Source organism: Bradyrhizobium sp. SEMIA (assembly GCF_014844175.1).
In the GTDB taxonomy this organism is placed as follows: domain Bacteria; phylum Pseudomonadota; class Alphaproteobacteria; order Rhizobiales; family Xanthobacteraceae; genus Bradyrhizobium; species Bradyrhizobium arachidis.
The window spans coordinates 7,427,392-7,452,155 of record NZ_CP046601.1; the positions used below are offsets into that span (position 1 = coordinate 7,427,392).

Annotated in this window: 17 protein-coding genes and 1 pseudogene; 11 read left to right on the forward strand and 7 right to left on the reverse strand. The window is 57.5% G+C overall.

The genetic code is table 11. The features are described from left to right. Positions 1–22 precede the first annotated feature (22 nt). The 3 genes from FOM02_RS35810 (at position 23) to FOM02_RS35820 (ending at position 5,389) form a co-directional block, all read left to right on the forward strand. Positions 23–1,210, forward strand: coding sequence for a Fic family protein (locus FOM02_RS35810; RefSeq protein ID WP_265440776.1), 1,188 nt, complete (start codon positions 23–25; stop codon positions 1,208–1,210). Between the two features lie 855 nt (positions 1,211–2,065). Continuing rightward, on the forward strand, positions 2,066–2,884 hold the full coding sequence (locus FOM02_RS35815) for a hypothetical protein (RefSeq protein ID WP_265440777.1): 819 nt from the start codon (positions 2,066–2,068) through the stop codon (positions 2,882–2,884). A gap of 1,617 nt (positions 2,885–4,501) precedes the next feature. Further along, positions 4,502–5,389: a TauD/TfdA dioxygenase family protein gene (locus tag FOM02_RS35820; protein ID WP_265440778.1), complete on the forward strand. Its 888-nt coding sequence runs from the start codon at positions 4,502–4,504 to the stop codon at positions 5,387–5,389. 1,151 nt (positions 5,390–6,540) lie between these two features. On the opposite strand, the gene FOM02_RS35825 is transcribed toward FOM02_RS35820, so the two are convergent. Further along, positions 6,541–6,822 (reverse strand): helix-turn-helix domain-containing protein, encoded by a 282-nt coding sequence (locus FOM02_RS35825; RefSeq protein WP_265440779.1) that lies wholly within the window; start codon positions 6,820–6,822, stop codon positions 6,541–6,543. 619 nt (positions 6,823–7,441) lie between these two features. Here FOM02_RS35825 and FOM02_RS35830 point away from each other — a divergent pair. From FOM02_RS35830 to FOM02_RS35840, 3 genes are all read left to right on the forward strand, one after another. Continuing rightward, positions 7,442–7,714, forward strand: coding sequence for a DNA -binding domain-containing protein (locus FOM02_RS35830; RefSeq protein ID WP_194389609.1), 273 nt, complete (start codon positions 7,442–7,444; stop codon positions 7,712–7,714). 164 nt (positions 7,715–7,878) lie between these two features. Further along, the gene (locus FOM02_RS35835; protein WP_265440780.1) at positions 7,879–8,073 is read left to right on the forward strand and encodes a transcriptional regulator domain-containing protein; all 195 of its coding nucleotides are present in this window, start codon (positions 7,879–7,881) and stop codon (positions 8,071–8,073) included. 46 nt (positions 8,074–8,119) lie between these two features. Then, entirely contained in the window at positions 8,120–8,656 is a 537-nt protein-coding gene (locus FOM02_RS35840; RefSeq protein ID WP_265440781.1) for a DUF2285 domain-containing protein, read from the forward strand. A 242-nt stretch (positions 8,657–8,898) separates the two neighbouring features. On the opposite strand, the gene FOM02_RS35845 is transcribed toward FOM02_RS35840, so the two are convergent. Both FOM02_RS35845 and FOM02_RS35850 read right to left on the reverse strand, forming a co-directional pair. After that, positions 8,899–9,807, reverse strand: coding sequence for a LysR family transcriptional regulator (locus FOM02_RS35845; RefSeq protein ID WP_027564547.1), 909 nt, complete (start codon positions 9,805–9,807; stop codon positions 8,899–8,901). Positions 9,808–9,968: 161 nt separating this feature from the next. Beyond that, positions 9,969–10,250 (reverse strand): helix-turn-helix domain-containing protein, encoded by a 282-nt coding sequence (locus FOM02_RS35850; RefSeq protein ID WP_265440782.1) that lies wholly within the window; start codon positions 10,248–10,250, stop codon positions 9,969–9,971. On the opposite strand from FOM02_RS35850, the gene FOM02_RS35855 reads away from it, so the two are divergent. Beyond that, positions 10,249–10,560 (forward strand): hypothetical protein, encoded by a 312-nt coding sequence (locus FOM02_RS35855; RefSeq protein ID WP_265440783.1) that lies wholly within the window; start codon positions 10,249–10,251, stop codon positions 10,558–10,560. The genes FOM02_RS35850 and FOM02_RS35855 overlap by 2 nt on opposite strands. Positions 10,561–10,765: 205 nt before the next feature. Here the strand turns inward: FOM02_RS35855 and FOM02_RS35860 are convergent, their stop codons facing one another. From FOM02_RS35860 to FOM02_RS47345, 3 genes and pseudogenes are all read right to left on the reverse strand, one after another. After that, complete coding sequence (locus FOM02_RS35860; protein WP_265440784.1) at positions 10,766–11,299, reverse strand: hypothetical protein; 534 nt, start codon at positions 11,297–11,299, stop codon at positions 10,766–10,768. A gap of 922 nt (positions 11,300–12,221) precedes the next feature. Beyond that, positions 12,222–12,500 (reverse strand): hypothetical protein, encoded by a 279-nt coding sequence (locus FOM02_RS35865; RefSeq protein WP_265440785.1) that lies wholly within the window; start codon positions 12,498–12,500, stop codon positions 12,222–12,224. A gap of 1,097 nt (positions 12,501–13,597) precedes the next feature. Continuing rightward, positions 13,598–13,947: pseudogene (locus tag FOM02_RS47345) on the reverse strand (transposase); the annotation flags it as partial. Positions 13,948–14,458: 511 nt separating this feature from the next. Between FOM02_RS47345 and FOM02_RS35875 the strand changes: the two are divergent. The 3 genes from FOM02_RS35875 to FOM02_RS35885 all read left to right on the forward strand — a co-directional run bounded on the left by FOM02_RS35875 (position 14,459) and on the right by FOM02_RS35885 (position 17,434). Continuing rightward, positions 14,459–15,436, forward strand: coding sequence for a hypothetical protein (locus tag FOM02_RS35875; protein ID WP_265440786.1), 978 nt, complete (start codon positions 14,459–14,461; stop codon positions 15,434–15,436). 161 nt (positions 15,437–15,597) lie between these two features. Next, positions 15,598–16,536: a patatin-like phospholipase family protein gene (locus tag FOM02_RS35880; RefSeq protein ID WP_265440787.1), complete on the forward strand. Its 939-nt coding sequence runs from the start codon at positions 15,598–15,600 to the stop codon at positions 16,534–16,536. Positions 16,537–16,546: 10 nt separating this feature from the next. Continuing rightward, positions 16,547–17,434 carry a nucleotidyltransferase gene (locus tag FOM02_RS35885; RefSeq protein WP_265440788.1) on the forward strand — a complete coding sequence of 296 codons (888 nt, stop codon included), beginning with the start codon at positions 16,547–16,549 and terminating at the stop codon, positions 17,432–17,434. A 280-nt stretch (positions 17,435–17,714) separates the two neighbouring features. Here FOM02_RS35885 and FOM02_RS35890 read toward each other — a convergent pair whose 3' ends face one another. Continuing rightward, a complete protein-coding gene (locus FOM02_RS35890; RefSeq protein WP_265440789.1) occupies positions 17,715–17,924 on the reverse strand; it encodes a hypothetical protein in 210 nt (69 codons plus the stop codon). 732 nt (positions 17,925–18,656) lie between these two features. Here FOM02_RS35890 and FOM02_RS35895 point away from each other — a divergent pair. Beyond that, positions 18,657–24,428, forward strand: coding sequence for a non-ribosomal peptide synthetase (locus FOM02_RS35895; RefSeq protein WP_265440790.1), 5,772 nt, complete (start codon positions 18,657–18,659; stop codon positions 24,426–24,428). Positions 24,429–24,764 lie beyond the last annotated feature (336 nt).

The following is a 24,764-nucleotide window of genomic DNA, read 5'->3' on the forward strand; positions in this document are numbered from 1 at the left end:
CGGCCTTTTAGTTTGGGTTCCCATGAAGCGCAGCGATCTCAGCCATACGATCCGAGAGACGCTGAAGCGGCTGCCGCCGCCCTACGATTCCCATTACGGGATCGTGCCGCCGGCGCCACCAGAAGACGGCGTGTTCGCTCCCGGAGCGACGAAGGCCCTCGAAGCCGCTCAGGCGGCCTTCGGCAAGGTCGACGCCATCGCGGCCCAAATGAAGGACCCCTACATCGTCAGCCGGGTCCTGACCAGACGCGAAGCGGTCAGTTCCTCGTCGATCGAAGGCACTCAGAGCACTCTCGACGAATTGCTTTCCGTCGAGGAGACCGGCGACAATGGTGCCCGGGACGAAACGCGCCAAGTCCGCAACTACGCTGTCGCCTTGGACGGATTCATCCCGAGAGCCGCAAAGGAAGGCTACGGCGTATTCACGATGGACCTGATCAGGGATCTCCATCGGGCCGTGATGAAGGACGATCCGGATTACCAGGACGTTCCCGGCGACCTTCGAGCGCGCGTCGTGTGGATCGGCGGGAGTAAAGACATCGCATATTCAAGTTGGAATCCTCCACCTCCGGCCGATGTTCCCGACTGCCTCGCGCAAACGGTCGACTATCTCCGGAATGAGGGGATGCAGCAGATGACGCAAGGGTTCATTACGCGCATGGCGATTGCTCACGCTCATTTTGAGGCGGTGCACCCCTTCCGGGACGGCAACGGTCGTGTCGGTCGCCTTCTGCTTCCGCTCATGATGGCTGCGGAGAAGCATGTGCCCCTGTACCTTTCACCTTACATCGAAAGCAAAAAGGGCACGTACTACGCCTCGCTCAAGGATGCACAACAACGGCTCGAATGGGAGCCCGTCATCACCTTCATGGCCGACGCCGTGACCGGTACCGTCGAAGAGCTCATCCGGACGCGCACAGCGCTGTCGGAACTATCCGAGCGATGGAGGGGCCGCCGAAAATTCCGAAGGGGATCTGCGGCCATGAGAGCGCTCGACGAACTTCACAATTATCCGATGGTGACGGCAAAGCGGCTTGGCGACCTACTCGATGTCACCCCCGCACAGATCAATCAGGGCATTGCGCAGTTGGAGGAAGCCGGCATTCTGCAAGAGCGGACCGGATACGCACGCAACCGAGTTTACGCCGCTCCTGAAGTGCTCGCAGTGATCAATCGTCCCTTCGGTGAAGAGCCTGTTCTTCCAGAATAGGATGATTCGACGGCCCCAACGGACCGTGACCGACACCACATGCGATGAGCTGACTGCTGCACCGCCGATTCCGCGCAAGATTCCACACAGAATAGGTCAACCGCGCCCGGGCCGCTACGAGAAGCGAGTGAACACGGTGAGGTACGCTCTTTCGAAACCGTGCCGTTCGAGAATAGCGCTTCGAATCCTTTCCTGCGCTCGCGGGGGCGCTCGGCCGGCAGGTCCTCCGTGCGCTCGTCGATCATGCCGACGACTGCGTCCGTGAAATCGAGCGCTGGCGGAGATCCGGACGCGTAGGAGCGGTGTTTGAGAACATTGTAGAACGAGCTGATCGCCTTGAACCAGCCGATGGTGTCGGCGGCGAGCCGTAGGAGGCCACGCGGCGAACCTTCTTTTCGGATGCGGTCGTCAGATCGAGCGGCGATCCTGGTCGAAGCCGCTCGGACTTTTCCGCAAGTTGCGAGTAGGCCGATGCTCTCCTAGGTAGGAGCTACGGATGCTCTTCCGCGTGCGTCGACGTCGCTTCGCTACGTTGTCGCTAGCGGCCGCCGCAGAAGGTCGCCTTCGCGACCCGGACGTTAGTGGGTGACTGACCAATTTCAAGAGGGGACAGTTCCGCGCCCATCAAAAAATCCATCCAGTGAGAAGGATTGACCGCCCTCTGTCCCGGCCCAATGTCTTCTGGACGCGACGCCCAATTCGACAGAGGAGGTGAACATGGTCACTGAGGTTAAGGCCGACTGTTGAACACGGCCGGGCCGAGGAAGCGTGTCCCTCGGCTCGATAGCCCATGCGATTGTTTGGGGCGGCGCTCGGTCGTGCCGCTCCGCCGAGTATTCCCGGTTCGACCCAACCTTGGACTTCGAGATGACTTCATCCGCTCTCCACTTGGCCGAAGCTTCGCGGGTATTTGAGCAGCCGGCTCCGAGGCACAGCCGTTGGCGAGCGACCGTCGCCGTTGCCCTTTTAGGCCTGCTGGCGGTCACTGCCATCCCCGTGAGCGAAGGTTTCTTCGCCGGCGGTCGCGCTGCCGTGGAGCAAAAGCTTTCGAGCGTTGGCGCCCGGGTCGAAGATTTCGTACCGGAAGAGCGAGGCAAGCTCTCCAAGCCCATCATCGGCGGCTTGCTGGCGGGCGCCGCTTCGACCGTCGGCAAGCGGGTTGCCGGTGTCTTCGTGGACGCTTCTTGGCCGGTCGCGCAGGCTTGGTTCGATCGAAAGACCCACAAGACAGATCAGATGATCTGGGCCGGCCCGCTGCACGTAGTCGACGGAAAGCCCGATGGCCGTGACGACTCGGTGACGACATTGAAGTTCGATGGCGACGGCAACCTGGCTCTCGCGTACCGCCTCGCCCGGTTCTTCGCGACGATGGGCCTCGACGTCGGCAAGTTCAGGATGTCCGCGACGGCCACGATGACGGATGCCGACTGCTCTTGTACCTATCGCTCGTACGGGCCGGAAATCGAAGTCTGGACCACGGGTGTCGTCCAGCAGACGTGGCTCTCCGAGAAAAACAAGCGAACCTACTTTGTCGCCGCCGCAATGGACCCGAGCGGACAACTGGCATCGGGTCAGGTCACGGCGAGCTTCGGAGGAGTTACGATGACGCGCCCCGCCGTCTTCGGGTCGTCCCTTGACAAACTGGATGCGGACAAGCGGCTTGACAACTATTGATATGACCCTGCGTTTGCCGAGGGAACGTGTCTAGTTAGGCGGCTGCCTCCTTACGCGATCAATGACGGGGGTTCGTCTTTAGGTACGCCGCCCCGCGGATTTTTGGTCACTCCTCAGGCGCCGGACCGCTTCGGAGGGCCCATTCGTGGCTGGTCTTCTGCTCCATTCGCGCGAGTAGCTTCTCGATCCTCTCGAGATATAGGGTCTCGACGGCGCTCACGAGGTGCGGCCACTGTATTCACGAAACAGTCCGGGCATAGGTACGAGATCGCTGACTTAGCGGTTGACCACGCAGAACACGGCGCTGATCGCCGCCTCGTTGGTGGTCTGGAGTAGATGACACATCTTCACATTTCCCGAGCAACGACGTGACCGCTGCGCAAACTCTAGCAGGGGCGCCGAAGGGCGGTGAGCGGGGCAGGAGTGAGGGTGCGAAGCGTCACGCATAGCGCCGCGAAAGAACAAGCAGGCGACCAACCGCGCTATCACGGCAGCGCGAGGCATGGATGTCAGTTGCCACCGGATCCAGACAGGACGCTCGCTCGCGTCCTGCAAAGTTCACCGTAGAACAGATGGGAGGGGCTTGATCGTGTGTGATCATTTACGTGCTTCACAATGGCAGAGGTGAGTAAGCGCGAGCAATCATGAGGAAGATAAATCAGGGCTTGCGATCTGAAATCCGGCGTGGCGTGCACTGTCGTGCCGCTCATAATGACGCAGAAAGAGCCAGCCGGAATTTACGGCTTGCAGCCTGACAGCGCAAAGACGCCTTGTTGTTTCAGGAGAGAGAAATTCCTGGGCGGTCGGCGCTCTGTTTCTATTATGTGTGCTCAACTGCCACAAAGCGAATTGGCATGCACTCAGTAACGAAAATCGACGTCTCCGGACAGAACCAAAGGCAGGTGTTACCGCGGGGCACCTGCATTCGTGCCAAGTGCAGATTTCAAGAAAATCGAGGGATTAAGTCCGTTGTTAAGCTGCATCGGAAGTTGCAGCGTCTTTATTTTGCGCTTCTACCGCTAGTGCATGACAGCGGGTTGTCAAGCTGATGAAACAAGTCGTGCATTAAACAACTCCAAGTCGCGAAAATATGATTGTGAGCCCGTTGAAGTGGTGAATTATCTAGTATACATCTTCAGGTAGATCTTGTTTACGCCTACGGGTTTCGCGAGTGCATGCCGCGAACCCAGTTCCAATCGTGCGCATGAGGCCGTGCAGGATGGAGGCACGACGCACTCGTTGTTCGAGGATTTTCCAAGCATGAGTTCTGAGACGACGCGAACGTCGCGCGAGCTCAAAAAGAAAGCTGGTTTCGTTTCATGGACCGGACATGGATTGCGTCTATGATCTGCACGGTTGATCAGGCCGCAAATCAATTTCCTGGCCTCATATGCGAGTGTCCTTCGATGAGAACGGCGCGAGGCGTGTCGCTACGCAAAGGGAGTAGGATTCTTAGATGCTGGTGGTGTGTATCAGAATTGAGCCGCCTCATTGAGCGGCGCGGTGACCCACGCTCAGACAATTGGGGTGTGTAGTATCAAGATGGTTTTGCCGGGTTCGCCGCCAGACGCGACCACCACCGAGCCTGTTTAGACATTTACAGAAAGAGGCGCCGTCATGACTGGAACAATGGGTGTTGAAAATGTCATTCCGCGAGCAGACATCGTCAAGCACGCGGAGAGGCTTGGTGCTGAAATCAAGAACATTGCGCTGTCGGACGATTTGCCTGACGATGTCATCGTAGCGTTCAAGCGGCTTTTGCTAGAGCATAAGGTCATCTTCTTCCGTGACCAGGGACATCTCGACGATGCACAACAGCAGCGTTTTGTGCTCAGGCTCGGCTCGCTGATACCGAATCCCACAATGGCGGACACAATGGGCGGTTTAACGATCCGGCAGGAGCTGTCTGATCCTGCCTGCAGTCATCTCAACCAGATGAACGATGAGCGGGTCCGCACAGCCATTTCGGTGCTGCGGCTCGCAGCGGTCCCGCCTTTCGGAGGCGACATTGCTTGGTCGAGCAGGGCGGCCGCTTATCTTGATCTTCCCCATCCCCTGCGGATGCTCGCAGATAACCTCTGGGCTGTGAGCTTCGTCGCATCTGATTTCACTGCGACAGAGTGGGCTACCGAAGTCAGCAAACGTCCTTGGTGGGGCGTTTCCACTGGAACGATCTACGAAACGACACATCCGATTGTTCGTGTTCATCCCGAGACCGGTGAACGCATGCTGTCGCTCGGTCGTTCTCTGAACAATTTCGTCGGCCTGCAGCGCTATCCCAGCCAAAAACTGTTTGAACGGCTGCAATCCTATCTTATTGCGCCCCGGAACACCCTGTGCTGGCACTGGAAACCAGGCGACGTCGTCATCTGGGACAATCGCGCGACGGAGCCGTACCCTGTCAGCAAATCGAGCAGCCCTCACTGGATGATCGACCAGCTTGCGATTGACGGCCGCGTACCGCACGTGAAGAGGCCAAGATCAAGGGCGGCAAAGGCTGCCTGACATTGTCGGCACCTCCCGGATCGCGTCAACGTCTGCAGACCCAAGACTAAGTTGCGGCCCTGCAATGCCGAGCGGAGCGGCCGGTCTTATGCGCGAGGACCGGCTAAGGGGGCGCAGCTGCCACCTGCTAGGCGTCTTCCAGGCCCCAATAGCATCAATCGTCAGGCATCGTCTCTGCTCGCCGGTCAAACCGAGACGCTGCATTTTTGATGGTCTGATGCATCCGTTGGCTCTCGCCCGGCGAGCAGCTTCCCCTTCATCTTATCGGGATGGTCAGGACGGCGTAGCTCACACCCAATTCAGAGCATATTCGCCACCATCTCGCGGCCTGGTCGGATGGCTTTGATTCACAGCGCCCTGCGTCGGCTGAAACCATCCCGCTCGAGATGGTGCTTGCGCCTTACGTGTCCCATAAACAAACCGTCAGTCGAGCCTTTCCAGCAGCCCCTTAATTTCGCCGCTGCATGGACGCCACACTTTCCCGATCTTCGTCGAGCGCACAGGTCCCATCCTCGAGGCAGACACCGGCTTGATCCTCCGACCGAAGCTCTGGAGGGCGGATTTGCTCTCATTCTCTTGCGCAGCAGAATACAAAGTCCCTCCATACCCTCGCGGACCCCCGGTTGGGGCGCTGCCATCACCCCAACCGCACCGTCGACCCCAAACAGGCCCTTCGAAAACATCGGGTTCAAGCGGTCGTCAGTAGGTTTAGGCGAGCGGCGCAACCTCATTTCGAAGATGCTCGGCCTTAGACCGATGGAGCGCTAAGCGGAAGCCGGCGGGGCCACATCGGCTCGAGCAGAGATCGGAAGCGCCGGCTGTCGATTCATGAAGCAGGCGGGCCGGCTGGCTTCCACCGTTGTTAGCGCGGCGTCCACAAAAGGTTGCAGCGATCGCGCTCGCCAACAAGCTCGGCAGGATGGCATGGGCAATGATGGCAGGAACCAACGCTACAAGGAACCCGCCGCTGTCAGGGCGTAAACGAGATCACTACCGGATTCGGGTGTGACGTAACGGTTCGAAGGGCGAACAGCACTAATGCAGCGCCGGTCGCTCCGGCGATCAGGACAACCCAATGGCCATGGCATTCCGGCTGATTCCACCCAAGCGTTAGCCGAAACAGCGTTAGCCGAAACATGGCTCTCTCAATATTACGTCTTGTTTCGGCCAAGCCGTGCCGGCTTGCGCCCTCTGGACATCGGCTTGGGCGGCATTGCACCTTTAGCCGGCTGTGTGAATAATTCGGACAAGTGAATACCCAAAGTCGCGGCGATGCGTTCCAGGAGATCAATCGTCGGGTTTTCTTTCTTCTGCTCAATGCGCCCCATGTATGAGCGGTCGATCCCGGCATCATAGGCCAATTGGTCTTGCGGAATGCCGCGCTCTACGCGGATCCGGCGCACATTCCAGGCCACAAGCGCACGAGCGTTCATGCGCAGAGGCAGCCATTCCGATGATTATCAAACCACTGGTTATAGCCAGACTATTACGATAAGCTCGCACCAGTAGTGGCTGTCCTCCCAATTGCTTCGAGGAATCAGGCAAGGGTGAGGTGCAGGTGCGCCTAGCGCGTGCCCGTCTTCTCGTTGACCATCACATGCGTTCTCGTCGGGCAATAACTTGCCATTAGCGGCAGAGAAGAAATAGCGCTCAGAGGTACCGGCGGCGTTTTCCCGAGCGCCGCAACTAGATAGGACGAATGTTCACCTGCGGGTCGAAAGGCAAACAAATATTCTCCAGTTGGCCGGTTCTGGTTGCCTTTCAGGAGTACGACCGGGCCCTCACCACGGAGCACCATGTCTCCGCCAGGAACAGAACAGCAAGGGCGGCCAGTCACAGGGCACATCTGCAATCGCTTGCAGTATGGACTGGCAATGAACAAGGGAAAGCGCAGGACGAGCCACCAGGTCAGTGTGAGCCGATATGCGATTGCCATCTCAGCGCGAAAAGGAATTCGGCGTGCGACTATTGGACGGGTACCAAAACGAACTCAGATTAGTTATCGTTGCTCTGATTTCGGTAGATTTTTCAGCTGGGTAGGAGTTTCAGGCAGTGCCAGCCGAGCCGAAGGTCGCAGAATTGGCGCCCAGCGTCGACGAGCTCACGTCATATGACAGGGAGCACGCTGTTGCCTACATGCGACTGCTTGATGCGGACGCTGACAAGGCAGATTGGCGCGAGATCGCGCGAATTGTGCTTGGGCTTGACCCCACCGTTGAGCCGGATCGAGCGCGACGCACATTCGAAAGTCATCTGACGCGGGCCAAGTGGCTTGCGGGCCACGGCTATCGCGACCTGCTACGTAGCGGTTGGCCAAAACAATAATCGGCGCGGATATCAGGCGCGCCAGAATGCGTCGCGATCGTAAAAATTGATCATTCCATCGATTAAGTGCGTTCAAGGCGTGCACACGGTAAGCAAGCAGCCGGAAAGCGCCACAATCATCGGCTGCATTCCGCCGCGCTGGAAAATTGCGCGGGAAAGGTGCGATGCCGAATACTGACTGGAGATCTGAGGAAGCGTACAGCGGCCTGAAGAAGGCGAATGCTGCCGACCTGGCCTGGGAGTGGCTGCGCCGGGATCGCGACTACCAAGAGGATTATAAGCGGCTATCTCGCCGCAAACGTTCAAGCGCAGCGGCGGGCGAGTTCCGACGCAAGTGGGGACTCTCGTTTTCCTGCTGATCCGCAAAAGACCTTCGACAAGCAAGCAGTCTTCTGGGCACCCGAGGTGCTGCCGACCGTACTTTCTGTGCGGGCGGCCAACTGCCTTGCGCCCAAAACCTATCAGCTCGATTTCAACAATTTGCCGGGCAGCGAACTTCGCCGTGCGGCGGATGGTTGGCATGCGATCGTGCCGCTCGGGGGCACGAAGCATCGCCTCTGGCTAAGAGAGCTTCCGGCAAGCGGATATGGTGTCGTCGTTGATCTGCCGCTCGATGCCAATTTCGAGCTTCGCCTGGGGGCCGCACGTCAATTTTGGCTCGCCCTTGAGCGTCGGGCGCTTGGAATGCCTCCTCTTACTTTGCCTGCTTTGAAGCAGCGTCGGCTAATCCTTGCGCTACGCGCTGTGGATGGATGGCAGGAAGGAAATAGCTACCGCCAAATCGCGCAGGGCCTGTTTGGAAGCCGTCGTATTGCCGAGCGCGGCTGGAAAACAGACGATTTGCGCAGCCGAACCATTCGACTAGTTAAGCTGGGGCGGCGCCTCATCCGCCTTCGCTGGCGAGCATTACTCACCAAACGCAGGGGCAGGGATGACAAGTAAAGGGTTGCGGCGCGATAAACGGCCTACCCTCCGTTTGCCTGCCAATTCTTCTGCCATGGCACGATGGCGGCCAGGATAGAATCTTTGCGCTACGATCTCTCATTGTTGGCGTGTTTAATTGCTGCACCAGAGCGGCGCCGCGTAGGCTTTGACGACTGCGCTCGAATAGTCTTCTTAAGTTGGAGCGCCCTAGACTTGAGCATTGATCTCCTGCTGTGCCGAATTGAGGACACCGCTAGACCTCAGGCGGCCTGCGCAGGTGCAACCTTTTTGCAGAGACGAGCCAGCCATCGGCAAAAAGAACGTGCGAGCTCGGGGTGCGCGCTGCGATCTACGGCATAGGCGCGATATTGCATGCCACTTGGAGCGCGGGTGCCAGGGATGATTTGCAGAGCGCCCCCTCGCACGAGGTCACTGACGATGATTTCCGGCGCGACAAGAAGGCATTTCCCTGTCATGACCGCCGGCAAAGCAAGATAATTGTGGTCATACCGCGCCCCTGCTCGTATGTCGCTGGAAGACAGGTTCATGGCCCTCAGCCATGTCGGCAGGATGTCGGGGCGGGATGTGATGTTCAGTATAGGGGTTGAGCGGACAATCGAGAGCTCTTTACCCCCGACGAGATTTGGCGGGCCCACGCACACCAGCTCCTCTTTGTAGATCTCCCAACTGTCGGCGGGTTCGATGACGGAAAGATCCCGTGTAATCAAAATATCGAAATCATCCGAAGATGTCGGCGGCGCCAGCGAGCTGACGATGTCCACGATAACGCCACCCGCTTCAGAAGAGAAAGCCTGCAGATTTGGAATAAGAAGAGAGAACGCAAAGGTCGATAGTGACGTGCGGACCACGATACGATTCGTTCCTACGCCTGCACGGCGTCGCATTCTCTTCGCGGTGAAGCTGACAGTTTCGAGCGGTTCAGACACTGCGTGTGCGAATAGCCTCCCGAACTCGGTCAAATCGCTGCGCCGTCCACGCCGCTCGATGAGATCAGCACCCAGATAATCCCGCAGCACAGCCAAGTACCGGCTGACCGAACTTTGCGTTGTTCCCAAGGTGGTCGCCGCGCGCGTGACGCTCCCTTCGCGGGCGACGGTCACAAATGCGCGGATGGCATTTAAAGGAACTTCATCGTCTTGAGCCGCCATTGTCCCCTCCGGCGCCAAAATGGACATCCATCACATTATTCGATGCCCATAGCCGGATCGCTGCGTATCATGGGTCAGCAACGCATGAAATCCTCGTGGAAGGGGGGATACCTGCGCCGTAACCGTACAAGATTTGCGCCTCAGCTGATATTTGTCTGGGGCTAAGTCCTTTTGCCGCGTGCCGGCTTCGGCTTGCGACCCTTAGGTAAGGTTGCAGGCGGCGGCGCGCCCTTGGATGGCCGAACAAACAGCTCGGAGACAGCTACGCCGAGGGTCTGGGCAAGGCGATCGAGAAGATCGATTGTCGGGTTCGCTTGTTGGCGCTCAAGTCCGCTCATGTAGGAGCGATCAATTCCCGCATCGTAAGCCAATTGTTCTTGCGGAATACCGCGCTGGACGCGGATCCGGCGCACATTGTAAGCCACAAGCGCACGAGCTCTCATGCGCGAAAGCAGCCATTTCGATGGTCATCAAACCACTGGCTATAACCTACCTAAAAATATCACCAAATTAGAAGGTTTTGGGATCGAATTATCCCATGCGTGCCAGCGCGTCGGCTTTCCTGGACGCTACTGGGAGGGCCCGCACAAGCGCTGGTATGTCGACGGTCTATCAATTCGCGGCGGCGTAGGTTTTGCGGGGGATGACGGCGCTCACCCGAACTGCTGCCTTGGGTCCGATTCCGCTGCCCAACTCGCACGAATGGCCTCGAGGCGAGCAAAGATGGTGGCTGAGGCGATGGTGCTCCATTGAACGAAATGGAATCGTAGCTCCGATCAAATGAGCTGGCGCAAACCATCGCGATCGCGGCGACAGCCGTTCAGCCAAGGTTATAGTGGTCTTTATCCCTGGATCAGCGCAGACAGCGCGTTTCAGCGACCCTGATCTCGTTCATTCCATGAACTCTGAGATTTCGTCTACCGGTCCAACATCTTTGTTGACGTTACGGAGGCCGCCATCAGCCATGATACGGAGTTTTAGGTTCTCTCGTCCGTCCAAGAGGCACGACGGCGAACTCTCTTAGCTGAAGGTCAAGGAACGCACGGCGGTCGGTGATCAAGAATAACGACCAGTTCAAATCAAACGCGGTACGGCAAGTGAAATCCCCTTTGGCAGCAGCCATCGACTGCAAAAGAGTCGCGGCCAAAACAAAATCCCGCAGTGTTGACTTGGAACGGGCAGGGGATAGTGCGAGGGCAAGCGGTGAGACGTCGCGAATTGGATCGGCCACTATCAAGTCAAACAGATGGCCACGCGTATCATTGCCCATGATGTCTGAGCCCGAACGAATTGGGAGTCGGCGCGCGGTTGAGGCTAGCTGAGAGATTTCGGCTTGGCCATTGTCCGGACCATTCAAACGCCGCGGGCCGGCATGCCCAAGGTCACTCAGCTGAGAGACTTCGATGCTGCCGAGCGGTGCCAAGAGCGACGAGGGTGTCAGGAAAGAGTTGTTGCAGAACACGGAGAGCGGCGCAGACGCAACTAGCGCCATGAAAAAATCCGATGCGGCTCCTGCTAGCCGGCATGCTAGCGAGAACTAGCCTGTGGCTCGGCCATCGGGTAGTGAAACGGTCAAAGCGCTGTGCCTGACAGATGCCGCAAGCCTCGGTGGCCAGCCAAAGCTGGCCACCTTTGCTCCCGTGAGGGGCACGCCCCCTCACGGCGCTACCAAGTGGTATTTTTGAGAAGTACCGCAGGGCGCCTAGCTGGACTGGTGGGCAAGCCTTTAAAGACGACGCTGTCCCTAGGGTGCCAGGGACGAAAAAGGTTAACGGCGACGTGACTCGGCGCTCAATCCCTGCAAAGCGCTGTCCCTGCCACGCGCCGCTAACTTTAGTGCCAGCCTTGCCCGATTCGGGATCCAGCCTGACACTGTGCCCCCCTGTAGGGTGCTGCCAAGTTGTAGACTGAGAACGACTCCCAATCACCTACCTGAATTGGTTGGATCGTCCGCTACTTTCTAGGCTGATCCGCTACTTCACGGAGAGATTGGAGATGCCCAGCATACTAAGCCGCTCCGCTGCGTGAAAAAGGCTTACACAAAGCCGCTCATGTGTTGGCGGGATAAGACGGGAGGCATGGAAGTGATCGCTTGAAAGACCACGCGCGCCGCTAAGTCTAACGTCGTCGATCTCCCTCGGCACAAGCGGAACGGGTGTCCGTGCCTGAAAAAGCATGACAGTGCGGCTCGTTTCTCCGGCACCGGAAGCAGCGCGGGCGCGACTCGGCGCCGGTCGGTTGGGACTGGATCGGGGGCTGTCCCTGCCGCGCCTGCGCTGCAGATTGAGGTTAGCAGGAACGTGACTCGGCGCTGTCCCATTCTGGTAATGGCGCTGTCTCTACCACGCCTCGCTAACCCTAGCGCCTCTGTACTTACGCTACCTTTCCAAAAGCTGACGAACCTGTGCGGCAATTCACAAAAGAACAGCAGCTGTCGTGGCCGATTGCGGACCATGCTCACTGCCGAGGCCGCTGACCGCCCGAAGAGCGCGCGCAGCCAAAAATGAAACCGATCGCTCCCAAGGCTGGCAAAGGATCTTCTCTGCGGTATAGGCGTGGCAAGTACAGACTTCCTCGAACCCGGTCATCGCGACCAGGAAATTGGCCTTCATGCGTGTGCGCACAGCATGATAATGCTTTGGTAGTCTGTTCAGTTGAAGGATCGTCTCCAGAGAGTGGGTGGTGCGCGCCAAATTCGTGTTCGCTTGGTCTCAATATTCGTGAAGGCCGCAACAGGCCGCGCAACGCGCTGTCGACCGTACCGGACCCGTGTTGTGGGCGGGCCGCTTTGCTGCCCTGGCTATATCGCGTGTCCAATCGGCTAGGTGGTCGGCCGTCGAGTCGTTCAAATGACGAATACACATTCGTTGACCGCATCCCCACAGCGGCAGGAAGTCGCAGTGGATCACCATGTCCAATTAACGGCCAGTCGCGAGGAGCGGGTTCATCAGGCGCAAATAAAGCTCAGGATGGGCCACCGGCCATCGACAAGTCGATTTGATATCACATGGCTCCGGACCCGCGCTGCCCCGTTTTCCGAGGTGCAGCCAACGCCATCGACTCCGATCGGTTCGAGGCACCAGCATCGGGTCTGCGAACTAACGCGCGCCACCGCGTAACTATCGCATAAGAGTGCTGTCAATTGGCACTACCAGATCTGGGTGTTTGGGGAAGCAGTACTTGCATCGTAAGGTTACGGACAGGTCGGACACATATGTGTTCCCATCAAGATTCGAGACGCGCAATTCCATGGCAAACATGAACCTCAGCTCCCAATCCTTTGCCGACGCAGGCGCGCGACAGCGGACCGTCTCCGACCAAGAACTCACAAAATTTAGAGCACCGGTCCCGAGACATTCGGGTTTCCAGATGAGACCTGTCATGAACCCAATAGCGCGGGTCGCAGCCGCAATAAAGCGCGCTCGGGCACTCTCCGATTGTGACCGGTGCTGCGCAATCTGGTGGCTCTATCGCCTCCATTTCGGTATCAATCGCGACGTGATGTTGGGCCTTGACCCGGTCACGATCGCCCAGGAGAGATCCCGCTGCGGCATTTAGGCCTCGTGACATCGGCCACCTTTCATGCGAGCAGCTGGCACTGCCCCACCAAACCTGCCACCAGGTTGCGCGTCGGCTGACGGACAATAAATCTCAGCCTAACGCCAAACGTCGCAAGCCTCCCCAGCCCACTAAGGTCGCAATAACATCTAGTACCGGCGGACAGCCTGAGGGCACGTCAATGGCGCCTGGAAATACGTGAGCAGGCCGCACAAGCCGAACTAGGGCGCGTTCATACTGCGCGGCGGATAGATGCGAGTTGGACGAAGGCAAGGTAGTTTCCTGCAAGCTGTCGTAGCGCGTCGCCACCCGACGGCATTGCTTGATCCCGTTGAAGAACCGTTCGACGTGGTTGCGAGCGCGGTAGAGGTGCTGGCTAAAGCAGATCGGATCGCTGCGCTTGCCTTTCTGCGGGATGTTGGCTCACGCTCCCTTCCTCATGGCAAGCTCCTTGATCCTGTCGGCGGCATAGCCCCGGTCGGCAAGCAGCATTGACCCCGGGCTTCAAGCGAGAGAGCAGTCGTCCGTAAGTCGTACGTCGTGCGCCTCGCCGGGACTCAACGCCAGTCGCACGACCTTCCCGGCAGGGACCTCAGACTCTCGTCTTATCACCGGTGTGCGGACAAGTGAGTAACTTGCTCGCTTCCAGGATTTCAACGGATTTCGCGGCGCTGTTGCCCACTCTTTGAGCCGCAATTCCGGATTAGCCGTACCAAAAGGAAAGGCCGCTTTGCCGCTCGTCGTGTAGACCCAGTTGTCCTGCGTCCAATATTCCCGGCGCCGCCGTCAATCTCGCACCACCAGCCGTCGCTCACAAAATACTCGGCTTCTCCGGTCATCGAATAGATGTAGTCACGCTCCCGACAGATCGCGATTTTGCCTTTGGGAGCGTAGATCCAGCTGGTACCTGACATCACGGCCTCTCGAGGAAACGGCGCCGCATTGGCTAACTGGCGAGGGCAACTAGCACTAACAGTGACGATAAGCAGCGTTGATGGCTCCTCGCGCGCCGTCTTTCTGCTCGATGAAGAAAAATACGACGACGCGTACGGGCAGTTGCGCGATAAAGTGCGCGAAATCGATTTGCGGTCTGATGACCTTCGAGGAAATCGCTACTATGGCGAAAGAAATCAAACACTTACCATCAAAAACTGGTCCAAAGAAAATCAACCCAGCACAGGGTATTTTGGATGTTTACGTCGATAAGCAGACGGAGATTCAAGGCATCGAAATGGGAGTTTTGAGCGACGGAACTTCCTTTCTCACTCAGCGGGGACTTGCCCGTCTATGCGGCGTGCAGAACGCTCACATCGGCACAATCGGCGCTGAATGGGACGAGGAAATTCAAAAACCTCGGATCACGACGATTAAGAATCTCTTGTCCGCACGAGGACAAACGCCGACGGCTCCCTACTTCGACGTGTCTGATGAAAAGCGGCAGGTGTACGCTTATCCGGACTATGTTTGCCTCGCCATCCTCGAATACTACGCTTTCGAAGCTGGCGCGAACGTCAAGCCAGAAGCAGTGCAGAATTTCCGTCAGTTGGCCGGCATGGCGCTTCGGGAGTTCATATACACGCAACTAGGCTACAGCCCCGCAGCGCGGGTACCAGATAGCTGGAGCCTGTTTCACGACCGAGTGTCGCTAGTTTTCCACACCGTGCCCCATGACTACTTTAGTGTGTTCAAGGAAATGTCGGACATCATTGTCACGTTGATCCGACAAGGGGCGCAGGTAGACGATAAATTCATCCCGGATATCAGTGTCGGTCAACATTGGGCAAATCACTGGCGCGATACCGGGCTAGAGGCGGCTCACGGTGAACGTATTCAATACGAGCATAACTACCCGAGCTATTTCCCGCAGGCCGCTTCAAACCCCCAGCCGGCGTACTGCTACCCGGACAGCTGCTTGGGAGAGTTTCGGCGTTGGATGCGTGACGTTTACTTGAAGGACAAAATGCCGACCTATCTTAGCACAAAGGCAAAGCAAGGAGCGCTTCCGCCTTCATTTGTGAAACTGGCCCTTGAAGCGCTGGCTCCAGCGACCAGGCCAAAGGCACTCTCGTAAAAAAACTTGCCGCGAGTATCGCCGGCGATAGTCAAACTCCCCTTGGAGCGCACAAGAGCCTCGGTGCAGCATTTGCTCCTGTGGATGTCACCCAACGGCAGGTTGCTCTGCCGACCGACTTCTCGCACTATATAGTCCGTTTCAAAACCTGAGCATTTTCGATGGTCGACTTCTCAGCCGAACGTCCCTGCCGTGTTCTGAGTTTGGACGGTGGAGGCGCAAAAGGCTTCTACACGTTGGGTGTTCTCCGCGAGATCGAGGGAATGCTCGGCTGCCGCCTCCATGAAAAATTCGACCTCATTTTCGGCACGAGCACAGGCGCAATCATCGCTGCGCTCCTCGCGCTCGGAAAGAGTGTGGCGGAGATCAGCAATCTCTACGAAGAGCACGTCCCGACAGTGATGAAAAGGAAGTCCCGTAGCGACAAATCGGCCGCACTTGCGAAGCTAGGCGACGATGTGTTCAAGGACGCGTCCTTCAAGGACATGAAGACCGCAGTTGGGATTGTTACGACACGCTGGGTGATCGAACGTCCAATGATATTCAAGACGAGTATTGAACAGGCTCACGGCCGGATGGGTACCTTCTCACCGGGCTTTGGCGTCAGGGTTTCAGATGCGGTGCAGGCCTCGTGCTCGGCCTTTCCCTTTTTCGATCGAAAGGTTGTGAAGACGGACAGAGGAGATCAGATCGAATTGATAGACGGCGGCTACTGCGCCAACAACCCCACTCTGTATGCGATCGCCGACGCGATCATGGCCCTTAAATTGCCGCCCGAGCATCTGCGTGTGGTCAGCGTTGGTGTCGGTGTTTATCCCGCTCCAAAGCAGTCCTGGTTTAGCACCACGAAATGGGCGCAAATGCTTTTGAGTGTTCAACTTCTTCAGAAAACGCTTGAGATCAACACTCAATCGATGGATCAGCTACGACACATCCTCTACCGACATATCCCGACCGTCCGGATCAGCGACACATTTGAGCAACCTGAGATGGCCACTGATCTCTTCGAGCATGATCTAAACAAACTGAACATACTGCGTCAGCGCGGCAGCGAGTCGTTCGCGAAGGCTGAAGGCGACCTGCAGAAGCTACTTATTTAGGAATTCAACCATGCCGATTTCTGAGGACCAACTCAAAACGTGGGCGAAGCAAGGCCCGACCCAACAGTTCACCGCAACATACGAGACATTGAAGAATTGCCTAAATGACAGCAACTCGCCCTACTATACCAAAGGCTTTAGCATCTTCCTTCAGGGGTCATACAAGAACGACACGAACGTCTACGGCGACAGCGACGTCGATGTGGTAATTCGCCTCAATCAGACATTTTACACCGACCTGTCGAACCTCTCCGAAGAAGACAAACAATTGTGGAACGCCGCACGCTCAGATGCGGCGTACACGCTTCATCAGTTCAAGAAGGACGTCACAGGCTGGCTCGTAAAAAAATACGGCAGCGACGTACAGCCAGGCACAAAGGCAATCTACATCAAAGGGAATGGGAGCCGCCGAAACGCTGACGTGCTCGTGTGCTGCAAACACCGGCGCTACACACGGTTCAAGAGCTGGAATGATGAACTCTATTATGAGGGCATCTCTTTCTTCCATTCTAGCGGCATCCGGATCGACAACTTCCCGGCCCAACATAGCGACAACTGCACGAAGAAACATCAGGATTCGAAGAATTGGTTCAAGCACACCGCTCGCATTTATAAGAATTTGCGAAACACGATGATCGAAAAGAAGATCATCGAGGACGGGCTTGCACCTTCATACTTCCTTGAGGGCCTTCTATGGAACGTTCCGCTTGACCGTTTCAGCGGCACAGAACAACAGAACGTCCAGGACACGCTCGAATGGCTTTTGAAGGCCGATCGGTCCAAGTTCGTCTGCGCCAACGACCTCTACTACTTGTTCCACCCCACCTCGCTGGTCACGTGGCGAGCGGACAAGTGCACTACATTCCTAAGTAAAGCGATTGATTACTGGAATGCCTGATAGCGACGCTTAGCCGACTCGGTGGTGCCTGGAGATGGATTTGAAATCGCGTCCCGCGGCTTCAATGCGGAGCTCTACCGAACTGAGCTGTCTAGGCGAATTGGTGCGGGCGCCGGGGGGGCGAACCCACGCTGCGAGAGCGGCACTCACGCCGACTACCGCAATCTTTCGCCCGCGAAAGACGATGATGCGCCGAGACAGAGTTGAAACTGCCACAGGTCTAACCGGCCCGTTTACAACGGGTTGCGCTCGCCACGTGCCACAGTGTCTGCGCAAAATCTCAGCCGTCGATGTTCGCAGCCGAATCCTTGAAGAGAACGGCGCGAACCGCGCAGCCCTGGGCCTCGAGCAATTTGCGCATGCCGTGGTGCTCTCCGATGCGCGGGAGCTCGGCGCACAACTTCTGCGCCATGTCACCGAACGGCTTGCTCACTGCCTTTAGATGCGGCGGGAGGTGCTCGTAGGCGAAGAACTGAAGCGGCGCATCCATGGCGTTCTCCTCAAGAGGTGGATGCAGGGTCGGAATCGAACCGACTGTGCCTTTCAGCATCAGGTTATGAGCCTGATCAGCACCCGGTGCTCGTGCGTGCGATAGGTTCGCTGGAGCCTGCCGTCTCCAGCGTGGCCCGAGGACATCCGTCGGTGACAGAAGCATAATTCGGCGACAACGCTTCCCATGCCCGCATGATGTTGGCGGTCGTCAAGGTATCGCCGATCGGCAAGATCGCTTCGGCTCCGCCATCGAGTCAATGACGCCAGTCTGCAACGCGCCAAACGAGCCGTTAAGATAGAGTTCGCCGCCTACGAACACCCGACCGGCCTTGGCCGCGTAGCTGGTCTGGCGTGGTTACGGTAAAAAGTCTTTCGTCGTACAAGCTGTATCGCGGGGGGAGGGGGCAGCCCCCCTCGATCGGTTGGTGGTGGCGGCTCGAGGGCCGGGAAATCGGACAATTACGATAATCCCAAGCCGTAACGAGCCTGTGGGCGCGTTGGTTGCGGGTGCCATGCACACGCTGGCAGGTCCACCACAAGAGTAGGTAGGTGCCAAAGTGGACGCGGGGTCCTAGCGTCCTCCTGTTTCTCTGCCGATCATCGAGCCAGAAGCGAACACCGAGAAGGTCATACGGACAAAACCGTGCGACGTGCGGAATCAGGTGGCTGCGCATGCGCACCTCGATGACGAGCTCCGGCGTTCCGATTTGGGCGCCGAAGAAGGCGACGAATGGTGGGGCGCGTGCCTACGGAAAATCAATCAGGCAAGAAGCTGTCTGCGGAAGGTCAACCGGTTGACGTGATCACGGCGATCAATCGGCTTGCAGGTTCGGATCCGAAGAGAGTTGCGCTGAGGCACGGCGCAGACGAACTCACATATGAGGCCCTCCGATCAAGATCGGATGCCCTTGCAAGGACCTTACGAGAGCAGGGTGCTCGAGGCGCGGTTGTCGGCTATTGGGGAGGGCGGGACCTCCACTGGGCGACGGCGGTCATCGCAATTTTGAAAGCTGGATCAACGTACCTACCGCTCGATCCATCGCTGCCAATTTCCCGTACATCATTCATGATCGAGCAGAGCCGCTGCGCTTTGTTGATGGGCCGAGACCGGCCGGAATCGCTCAGCCTCTTCCAGGAGAGCAGCAAAGCAGCTCCTCAATTCGTAGCTATAGAGGCGGCCCTGCACCAGGTCCAGACCTCGGCTGTCGTGCCATCGCCGCGCGTGGATGGACTTGCCTATATTCTGTTTACGTCTGGTTCGACGGGCCAGCCTAAGGGCGCAATGATCGAGTGCGCCGGCCTAAACAATCATTTGGCGGCAAAGATCGATGCTCTAAGTCTCACTCGGACGGATTGCGTCGCGCAAACGGCATCGCACTGCTTTGATATCTCGCTTTGGCAGCTTCTCTCTGGGCTTTGCGTCGGGGCCTCTATATCAATCATCGATGATGCGACACTGAGATCGCCGTCATCGCTCCTTCAAGCAATTCAACGAAGCGGCGCTACGGTCGTCCAATTCGTTCCATCGATGCTGGCAGTGTTTGTTGAATATCTGCAATCGCTTGCCGCGGCAGAGCGAGCCATGGATGGCTTGCGGATTATTTCTACGGTCGGAGAACCTCTAACGCCTGGATTGGCGCGTACGTGGCTTGCCTTGTATCCTCGCGTTTCCATTCTCAATCATTACGGGCCGACCGAGTGCACCGACGGCGTGACGCATCATCTGGTTTCCGTGCCGCCTGCGCTGGCTGAGCCTTATGTGCCGATCGGAAGGCCACTTCAAAACGTTGAGGTTTATGTCGCGGACGGGCCACGGCTCTGCAATGTAGGAGAAATCGGCGAAATCTGCGTTAGCGGCGTCGGTGTCGCTGCCGGTTACGTCAATGACCATGTCCGCACCAAGGATGCGTTTGGGCCAAACCCGTTCTCAAACGACCTGTCCTTCCGGCACCTATATCGGACAGGTGATCTTGGGCGCCTCCGTTCCGACGGCCTCTTGGAATGTCTCGGTCGACGGGATCGTCAGGTCAAGATTCGCGGGCACAGGATCGAGCTGGGAGAAATCGAAGCTCGTTTGTCCGCTCATCCCTTGGTGCATGGCGCCGTCGCAGTCGCCTCTGTCTGCGCAGGTGTAAAGCTTACGGCGCGCGATATAGCTGGGGCGGAGGCGCACGCCGAATCGCGGCGGCTGGTTGCGTATGTGTCGGCTTCAGCTGAACTGGCGGAAAGCGACCTTCAGAAATTTCTTGCTGAGGCACTCCCCAGCTACATGCTTCCGGAAAGAATCATTCACGTCAGCAGTATTCCACTGACCAGGAACGGAAAGGTCGACTTTGCAGCATTGCCCGAGCCGGGGAGTGTTCGGCCGGCATTGTCAACGCCCTTCGAAGAGCCGCAATCAGACCTCGAAGTCCGGCTACGTCAAATCTGGTCCGGCATTTTGCGTATCGAGAACATAGGTGTGAATGACCAATTCATAAGCCTCGGCGGAGACTCGCTCCGCGCGATGCTTATATTGGGGCAGTTGCAGATCTTGCTCGGCGTGAGAGCGGATTTCAGACTGGTCCTGAATGGCACAATTCGATCTCTTGCCGCTTCGATCGAGACTCGGACTGAGCGCAATCCATGCACGGCTTTGACGGGCCGAAAGCTAAAGCGATCACCTCTGACGCACCTCCAGGAGCACCTTTGGTTTCTGGCACAGCTCGATCCATCTGCGCGGAACTACATCATTCAGGGCGGGCTGCGGATTAAGGGAAACATCGATTTGGCTCGGCTCAAACGGGCCTGGACCGACGTCATTCATTCCCACCAGGCACTTTCGGCGCGCTTCATCGACGAAGACGGTCCGGTTCAATGCTTTGATGCTCCTCCATGCACCAATCTTGAATTGATCGATGTATCTCGTCTCACCTCTTCCGAGACGGAGGAGCTCATCGCAGAGTTTCGGCGAACGGAGCTGAAAGACAATTTCGATCTCAGGCAGGGCCACTTGTTTCGCGCGCGCATGGCCCGGCTCGGTCCTGACAATCATCTCATATTGATCACCGCTCACGAAATCATCCTCGATGCCTGGTCGATTTCTGTTCTGCTCAGAGATCTTCAGCAGAGATATCTAGATGCCGTGGCGCCTTGGCCAGAGAAGCGTGCTTCACTCTCGGCCTACGCGGCGTGGGAAAAACAACACGTTTCTCCAGAGGCGCTGGAGAACCAACGTCACTATTGGCGTCGTCAGATTGGTGATGATCCGCCGGTGCTTTCGCTTGGAAGGGCGTGCTCGCAAACAAATTCATACCGCGGCGGCTCGCATCCAGTCCTGCTTGGCTGCGATCTCTCCAGCCGGGTAAGAGAATTCGCGCGCCAAAATAGCTGTACCACGTCGACAACGCTGCTGGCGTGCTTCCAGCTGCTGCTACGGATGTATAGCGGTCAGGACGATATTGTCGTCGGCATGCCACACGCTGTGCGGGATCAACCCGGCAGCGCCGACATCATTGGCTTCTTCCTGAATATGCTGCCGATCCGAGCCGCGATCGATGTCGGTCAGTCCTTTGCTGCTCATGCCAGGCGCATCCAGAGCCTGGTCAGCGATGCCATTGCACATTCGGCCTATCCATTCGGATGGATGGTCAGGGACACCAGGTTATGTCGCGAACCGGGTCGATCACCGATCTTCCAAGTCATGTTCAACATGTACTCCGAAGCCGCCGAGCCACTTGGTCAAGACAAGGTGGCTCTGACATTCCGCGAGTACGACACAGGCTATGTCAAGTTCGACTTAACACTGTACGCGCAAGATCACGGCGATGAGATTGCGCTCCAGCTGGCGTATGCGGAAGACATAATCTCAGGTGATTTGGCTGTCCGCATGGCCAACAATCTGCGCTGTCTGATTGCCGCCTGCGTTGATAAACCACTTGTGCCCATTGAGGAACTAAGCTGCCTTAGCGCCTCAGACCTCACTTTACTGCATTCGCTGGAGGGGTCGACCCAGCGATACGAATCTGAATGTCCGCTTGTTGAAGCCTTCGAGCAGATCAGCGTCTTTAATCCCGGCAAAGTAGCATATTTTGGCGAGTTCGGAGAGGTCACGTTTGGTCAGCTGCGTGAGCGCGTGGCAGCTATCCGCTCGATACTGCAGAATATGAAGGTGGGGGCCGGCGATCTGGTCGCCATGCTTGTTGACCGGTCGCCGGACGTTGCCGCTGTCATGCTTGCGGCGCGAGGCTTGGATGCTGTTGTTGTGCCGATAGCGCCGGATTATCCGCGTGATCGGATCCAACATATCCTGGGAGATAGTCAGGCAAAGCTCTTGGTTCACGCGAATACCACGGAGCCCGGCTTTGAGATACCTTCAAGTTGTCTGTTGGCCTTAGAAACGAGCGGCGTGTCGACGGATGATTTCGCACCTAGCGACACACCGTCACATCACCGAATTGCGAACCTCATATACACGTCCTCCTCCACAGGCCGGGCGAAGGGGGTTCTTATACCGGAAGCGGCCATTCTCAACCGGCTGAACTGGATGTGGCGGTGCTTTCCCTTCGATGGCACCGACGTCATGGTTGTCCAGAAGTCCGCCTGCCTTGTTGCGTCCGCTTGGGAGTATTTTGGTGGACTTCTGAGAGGTGTGCCCACGCTGATCCTCACCCAAGAGCAGGTGCTGGATCCGGATCTGTTGTTGTGCGGTTTGGCAAACCATCGCGTGACACGCTTTTTTGCCTCTCCGCCACTTCTGTCCGGTCTCATCGGATCCCAGGAACGGCAACCGCAAAGGACCGCCTTGAGACTGGTCACAAGCAGCGCCGAACCGATGCCGTCCTCGCTGCCCGCTCGCTGGCGTGAGGCTTTTCCGGGCGTGCCGTTGTGGAACTTCTATGGTGCGACGGAATGTGCGTCAAATGCAGCCGTGCACGAAACATCAGCTACGGATGACAACTCGGCTCTTGTCCCAGTGGGGCGGCCAATCGACAACGTGAAACTCTACGTACTCGATTCACGATTGAAGAGAGTGCCTGTTGGAGCCCCTGGCGAACTGTGCATCGCAGGCCGCTGTCTAAGCGCTGGGTATTGGCAGGACCAAGATCGGACTGACCGCCGTTTCTTGCCGAACCCGTATGATAGCGGACAATACAACGTGCTTTATCGAAGTGGGGACATCGCACGCATCTCAACCAGCGGCCTTCTTGAGATTTGCGGCCGATCGGATAACCAGATCAAGGTGAGGGGCTTCCGCATCGAGCCGGAGGAGGTCGAAGAGGCCCTTGAGTCGCATCCGGCAATCGCAAAGGCCGCGGTCTTCGCAGAAGGCATCGATGACGATCGCCGCTTGACGGCGAGCGTGGTGCCCGCTCGCGAAAGTCTCAGCTCTGGAGAGATTCTCGCCCACCTGCGCAACAGGTTGCCATCTGCCATGGTTCCTGCAGCCTTCAGGCTGGTTGACAGTGTTCCCCGGACGACGAGCGGAAAGATCGACCGTACTCGCCTATCCTCCGTTCCTTACCGCGAGATAGAAACCAGTCCATCTGCTGAGCCCCGCACCAGGAACGAGCGAGTTCTTGCTCGGATCTGGGAGGATCTATTAGGCGCCAATGGGGTGGGAATCGACAGCAGTTTCTTTGATATCGGCGGCGATTCTCTTCTGAGCGTGCGTTGCGTCACGCTGGCGTGCAAAGCCGGGCTGAATCTCACCGTCAACCAACTTTATCGAACGCCGACCATCAGGGAGTTGGCGGCCGGGGAAGCGGAGGCAGTACCCGTCGCTTCCGCAGATAGCTTGCTGCCTGTGTCCCCCATCATATCGTTTTGGAATTCTCTTCTCGGCTTTGACGAGCATTTTAACATCGGTGATCTGTTCTTCTTGCGCGGCGGCATCCTGAACATCAAGATCCTGGACCGCGCTCTTGCCCATGTCATCGAGAGGCACGAAGGGCTCAGGCTCCGTGTTGCCCGAACCCAAGACGGACTACGGCTGGGGATTGGGCCTTGTCCGACTGAGCGCATCGTGGAGGAGATCGATCTTGTCCGGATGACCGGCCCAGACCAGCGCAGGACAATCGAGAGCGTCTCGGCAAGACATCAGCACATGTTTCGGTTTGATGGCCACACGCCTCTTGTTCACGTCGCGGCCTTCCGTACTTCGGAAAGCGGCGATTACTATCTGCTGGTGCTGATGCATCATTTCGTAGCAGATGGGATGGGCTATCGGCTATTCCTGGAAGCATTGGAGGGCGCATACAACGCTCTTGCTGCAGGCCTTGATGTGAATGGCCCCGAGACTGTACAAAGGCTCTCTCCCTGGTTGAAGCGCCTCGAGCACTACGCGAACAGCGAAGCACCAAACGAACTCAAGTACTGGGAGGATATTGACTACGATCAATTCAATCTGCGTGTCAGCGACGCATCATGCGCGGCACGAGTGTTGCCGAAGGACGCGCGAGAGAGCTTCACGATGCAAGTCTCGGAGGTGGTCGGGAGAATGCGAACGGCCGTTCGCGGGTAGATCGGGCCAAGTACCATCTTGAAATCGACGGGGAAGCGACAGCGAGTCTTCTCAGTATTAGAGCCAGATCAGCGCATTGTCAGGACTTTGATGTGTTTCTTGCTGCCCTGTCCGGTGCGTGCGGAGCCGTGTTCGGCAACTATTCGCTCTGGATTGATAGCCTGACATCGACACGAGGTCGGCTATTTGACGATTTTGACTCATCTCAGGTCATTGGACTTATCAGCGAGCTCGTTCCGCTTCCATTGAAGGTCACCGGAAGAGAGTCGCGTTCCGACCGAGCTCGTCTAATATACCGGGAGCGCAATGTGCTGCCGCGTGGGGGAATAGGCTTTC

Bases quoted from the DNA above. Each gene is read 5' to 3' on its own strand.
- FOM02_RS35880 (WP_265440787.1), top strand. From the start codon at position 15,598: ATGGTCGACTTCTCAGCCGAACGTCCCTGCCGTGTTCTGAGTTTGGAC.
- FOM02_RS35850 (WP_265440782.1), bottom strand. From the start codon at position 10,250: ATGAGAGCTCGTGCGCTTGTGGCTTACAATGTGCGCCGGATCCGCGTC.
- FOM02_RS35810 (WP_265440776.1), top strand. From the start codon at position 23: ATGAAGCGCAGCGATCTCAGCCATACGATCCGAGAGACGCTGAAGCGG.
- FOM02_RS35885 (WP_265440788.1), top strand. From the start codon at position 16,547: ATGCCGATTTCTGAGGACCAACTCAAAACGTGGGCGAAGCAAGGCCCG.
- FOM02_RS35835 (WP_265440780.1), top strand. From the start codon at position 7,879: ATGCCGAATACTGACTGGAGATCTGAGGAAGCGTACAGCGGCCTGAAG.
- FOM02_RS35820 (WP_265440778.1), top strand. From the start codon at position 4,502: ATGACTGGAACAATGGGTGTTGAAAATGTCATTCCGCGAGCAGACATC.
- FOM02_RS35875 (WP_265440786.1), top strand. From the start codon at position 14,459: ATGACCTTCGAGGAAATCGCTACTATGGCGAAAGAAATCAAACACTTA.
- FOM02_RS35895 (WP_265440790.1), top strand. From the start codon at position 18,657: ATGGTGGGGCGCGTGCCTACGGAAAATCAATCAGGCAAGAAGCTGTCT.
- FOM02_RS35890 (WP_265440789.1), bottom strand. From the start codon at position 17,924: ATGGATGCGCCGCTTCAGTTCTTCGCCTACGAGCACCTCCCGCCGCAT.
- FOM02_RS35855 (WP_265440783.1), top strand. From the start codon at position 10,249: ATGCGCGAAAGCAGCCATTTCGATGGTCATCAAACCACTGGCTATAAC.
- FOM02_RS35845 (WP_027564547.1), bottom strand. From the start codon at position 9,807: ATGGCGGCTCAAGACGATGAAGTTCCTTTAAATGCCATCCGCGCATTT.
- FOM02_RS35860 (WP_265440784.1), bottom strand. From the start codon at position 11,299: ATGGCGCTAGTTGCGTCTGCGCCGCTCTCCGTGTTCTGCAACAACTCT.
- FOM02_RS35825 (WP_265440779.1), bottom strand. From the start codon at position 6,822: ATGAACGCTCGTGCGCTTGTGGCCTGGAATGTGCGCCGGATCCGCGTA.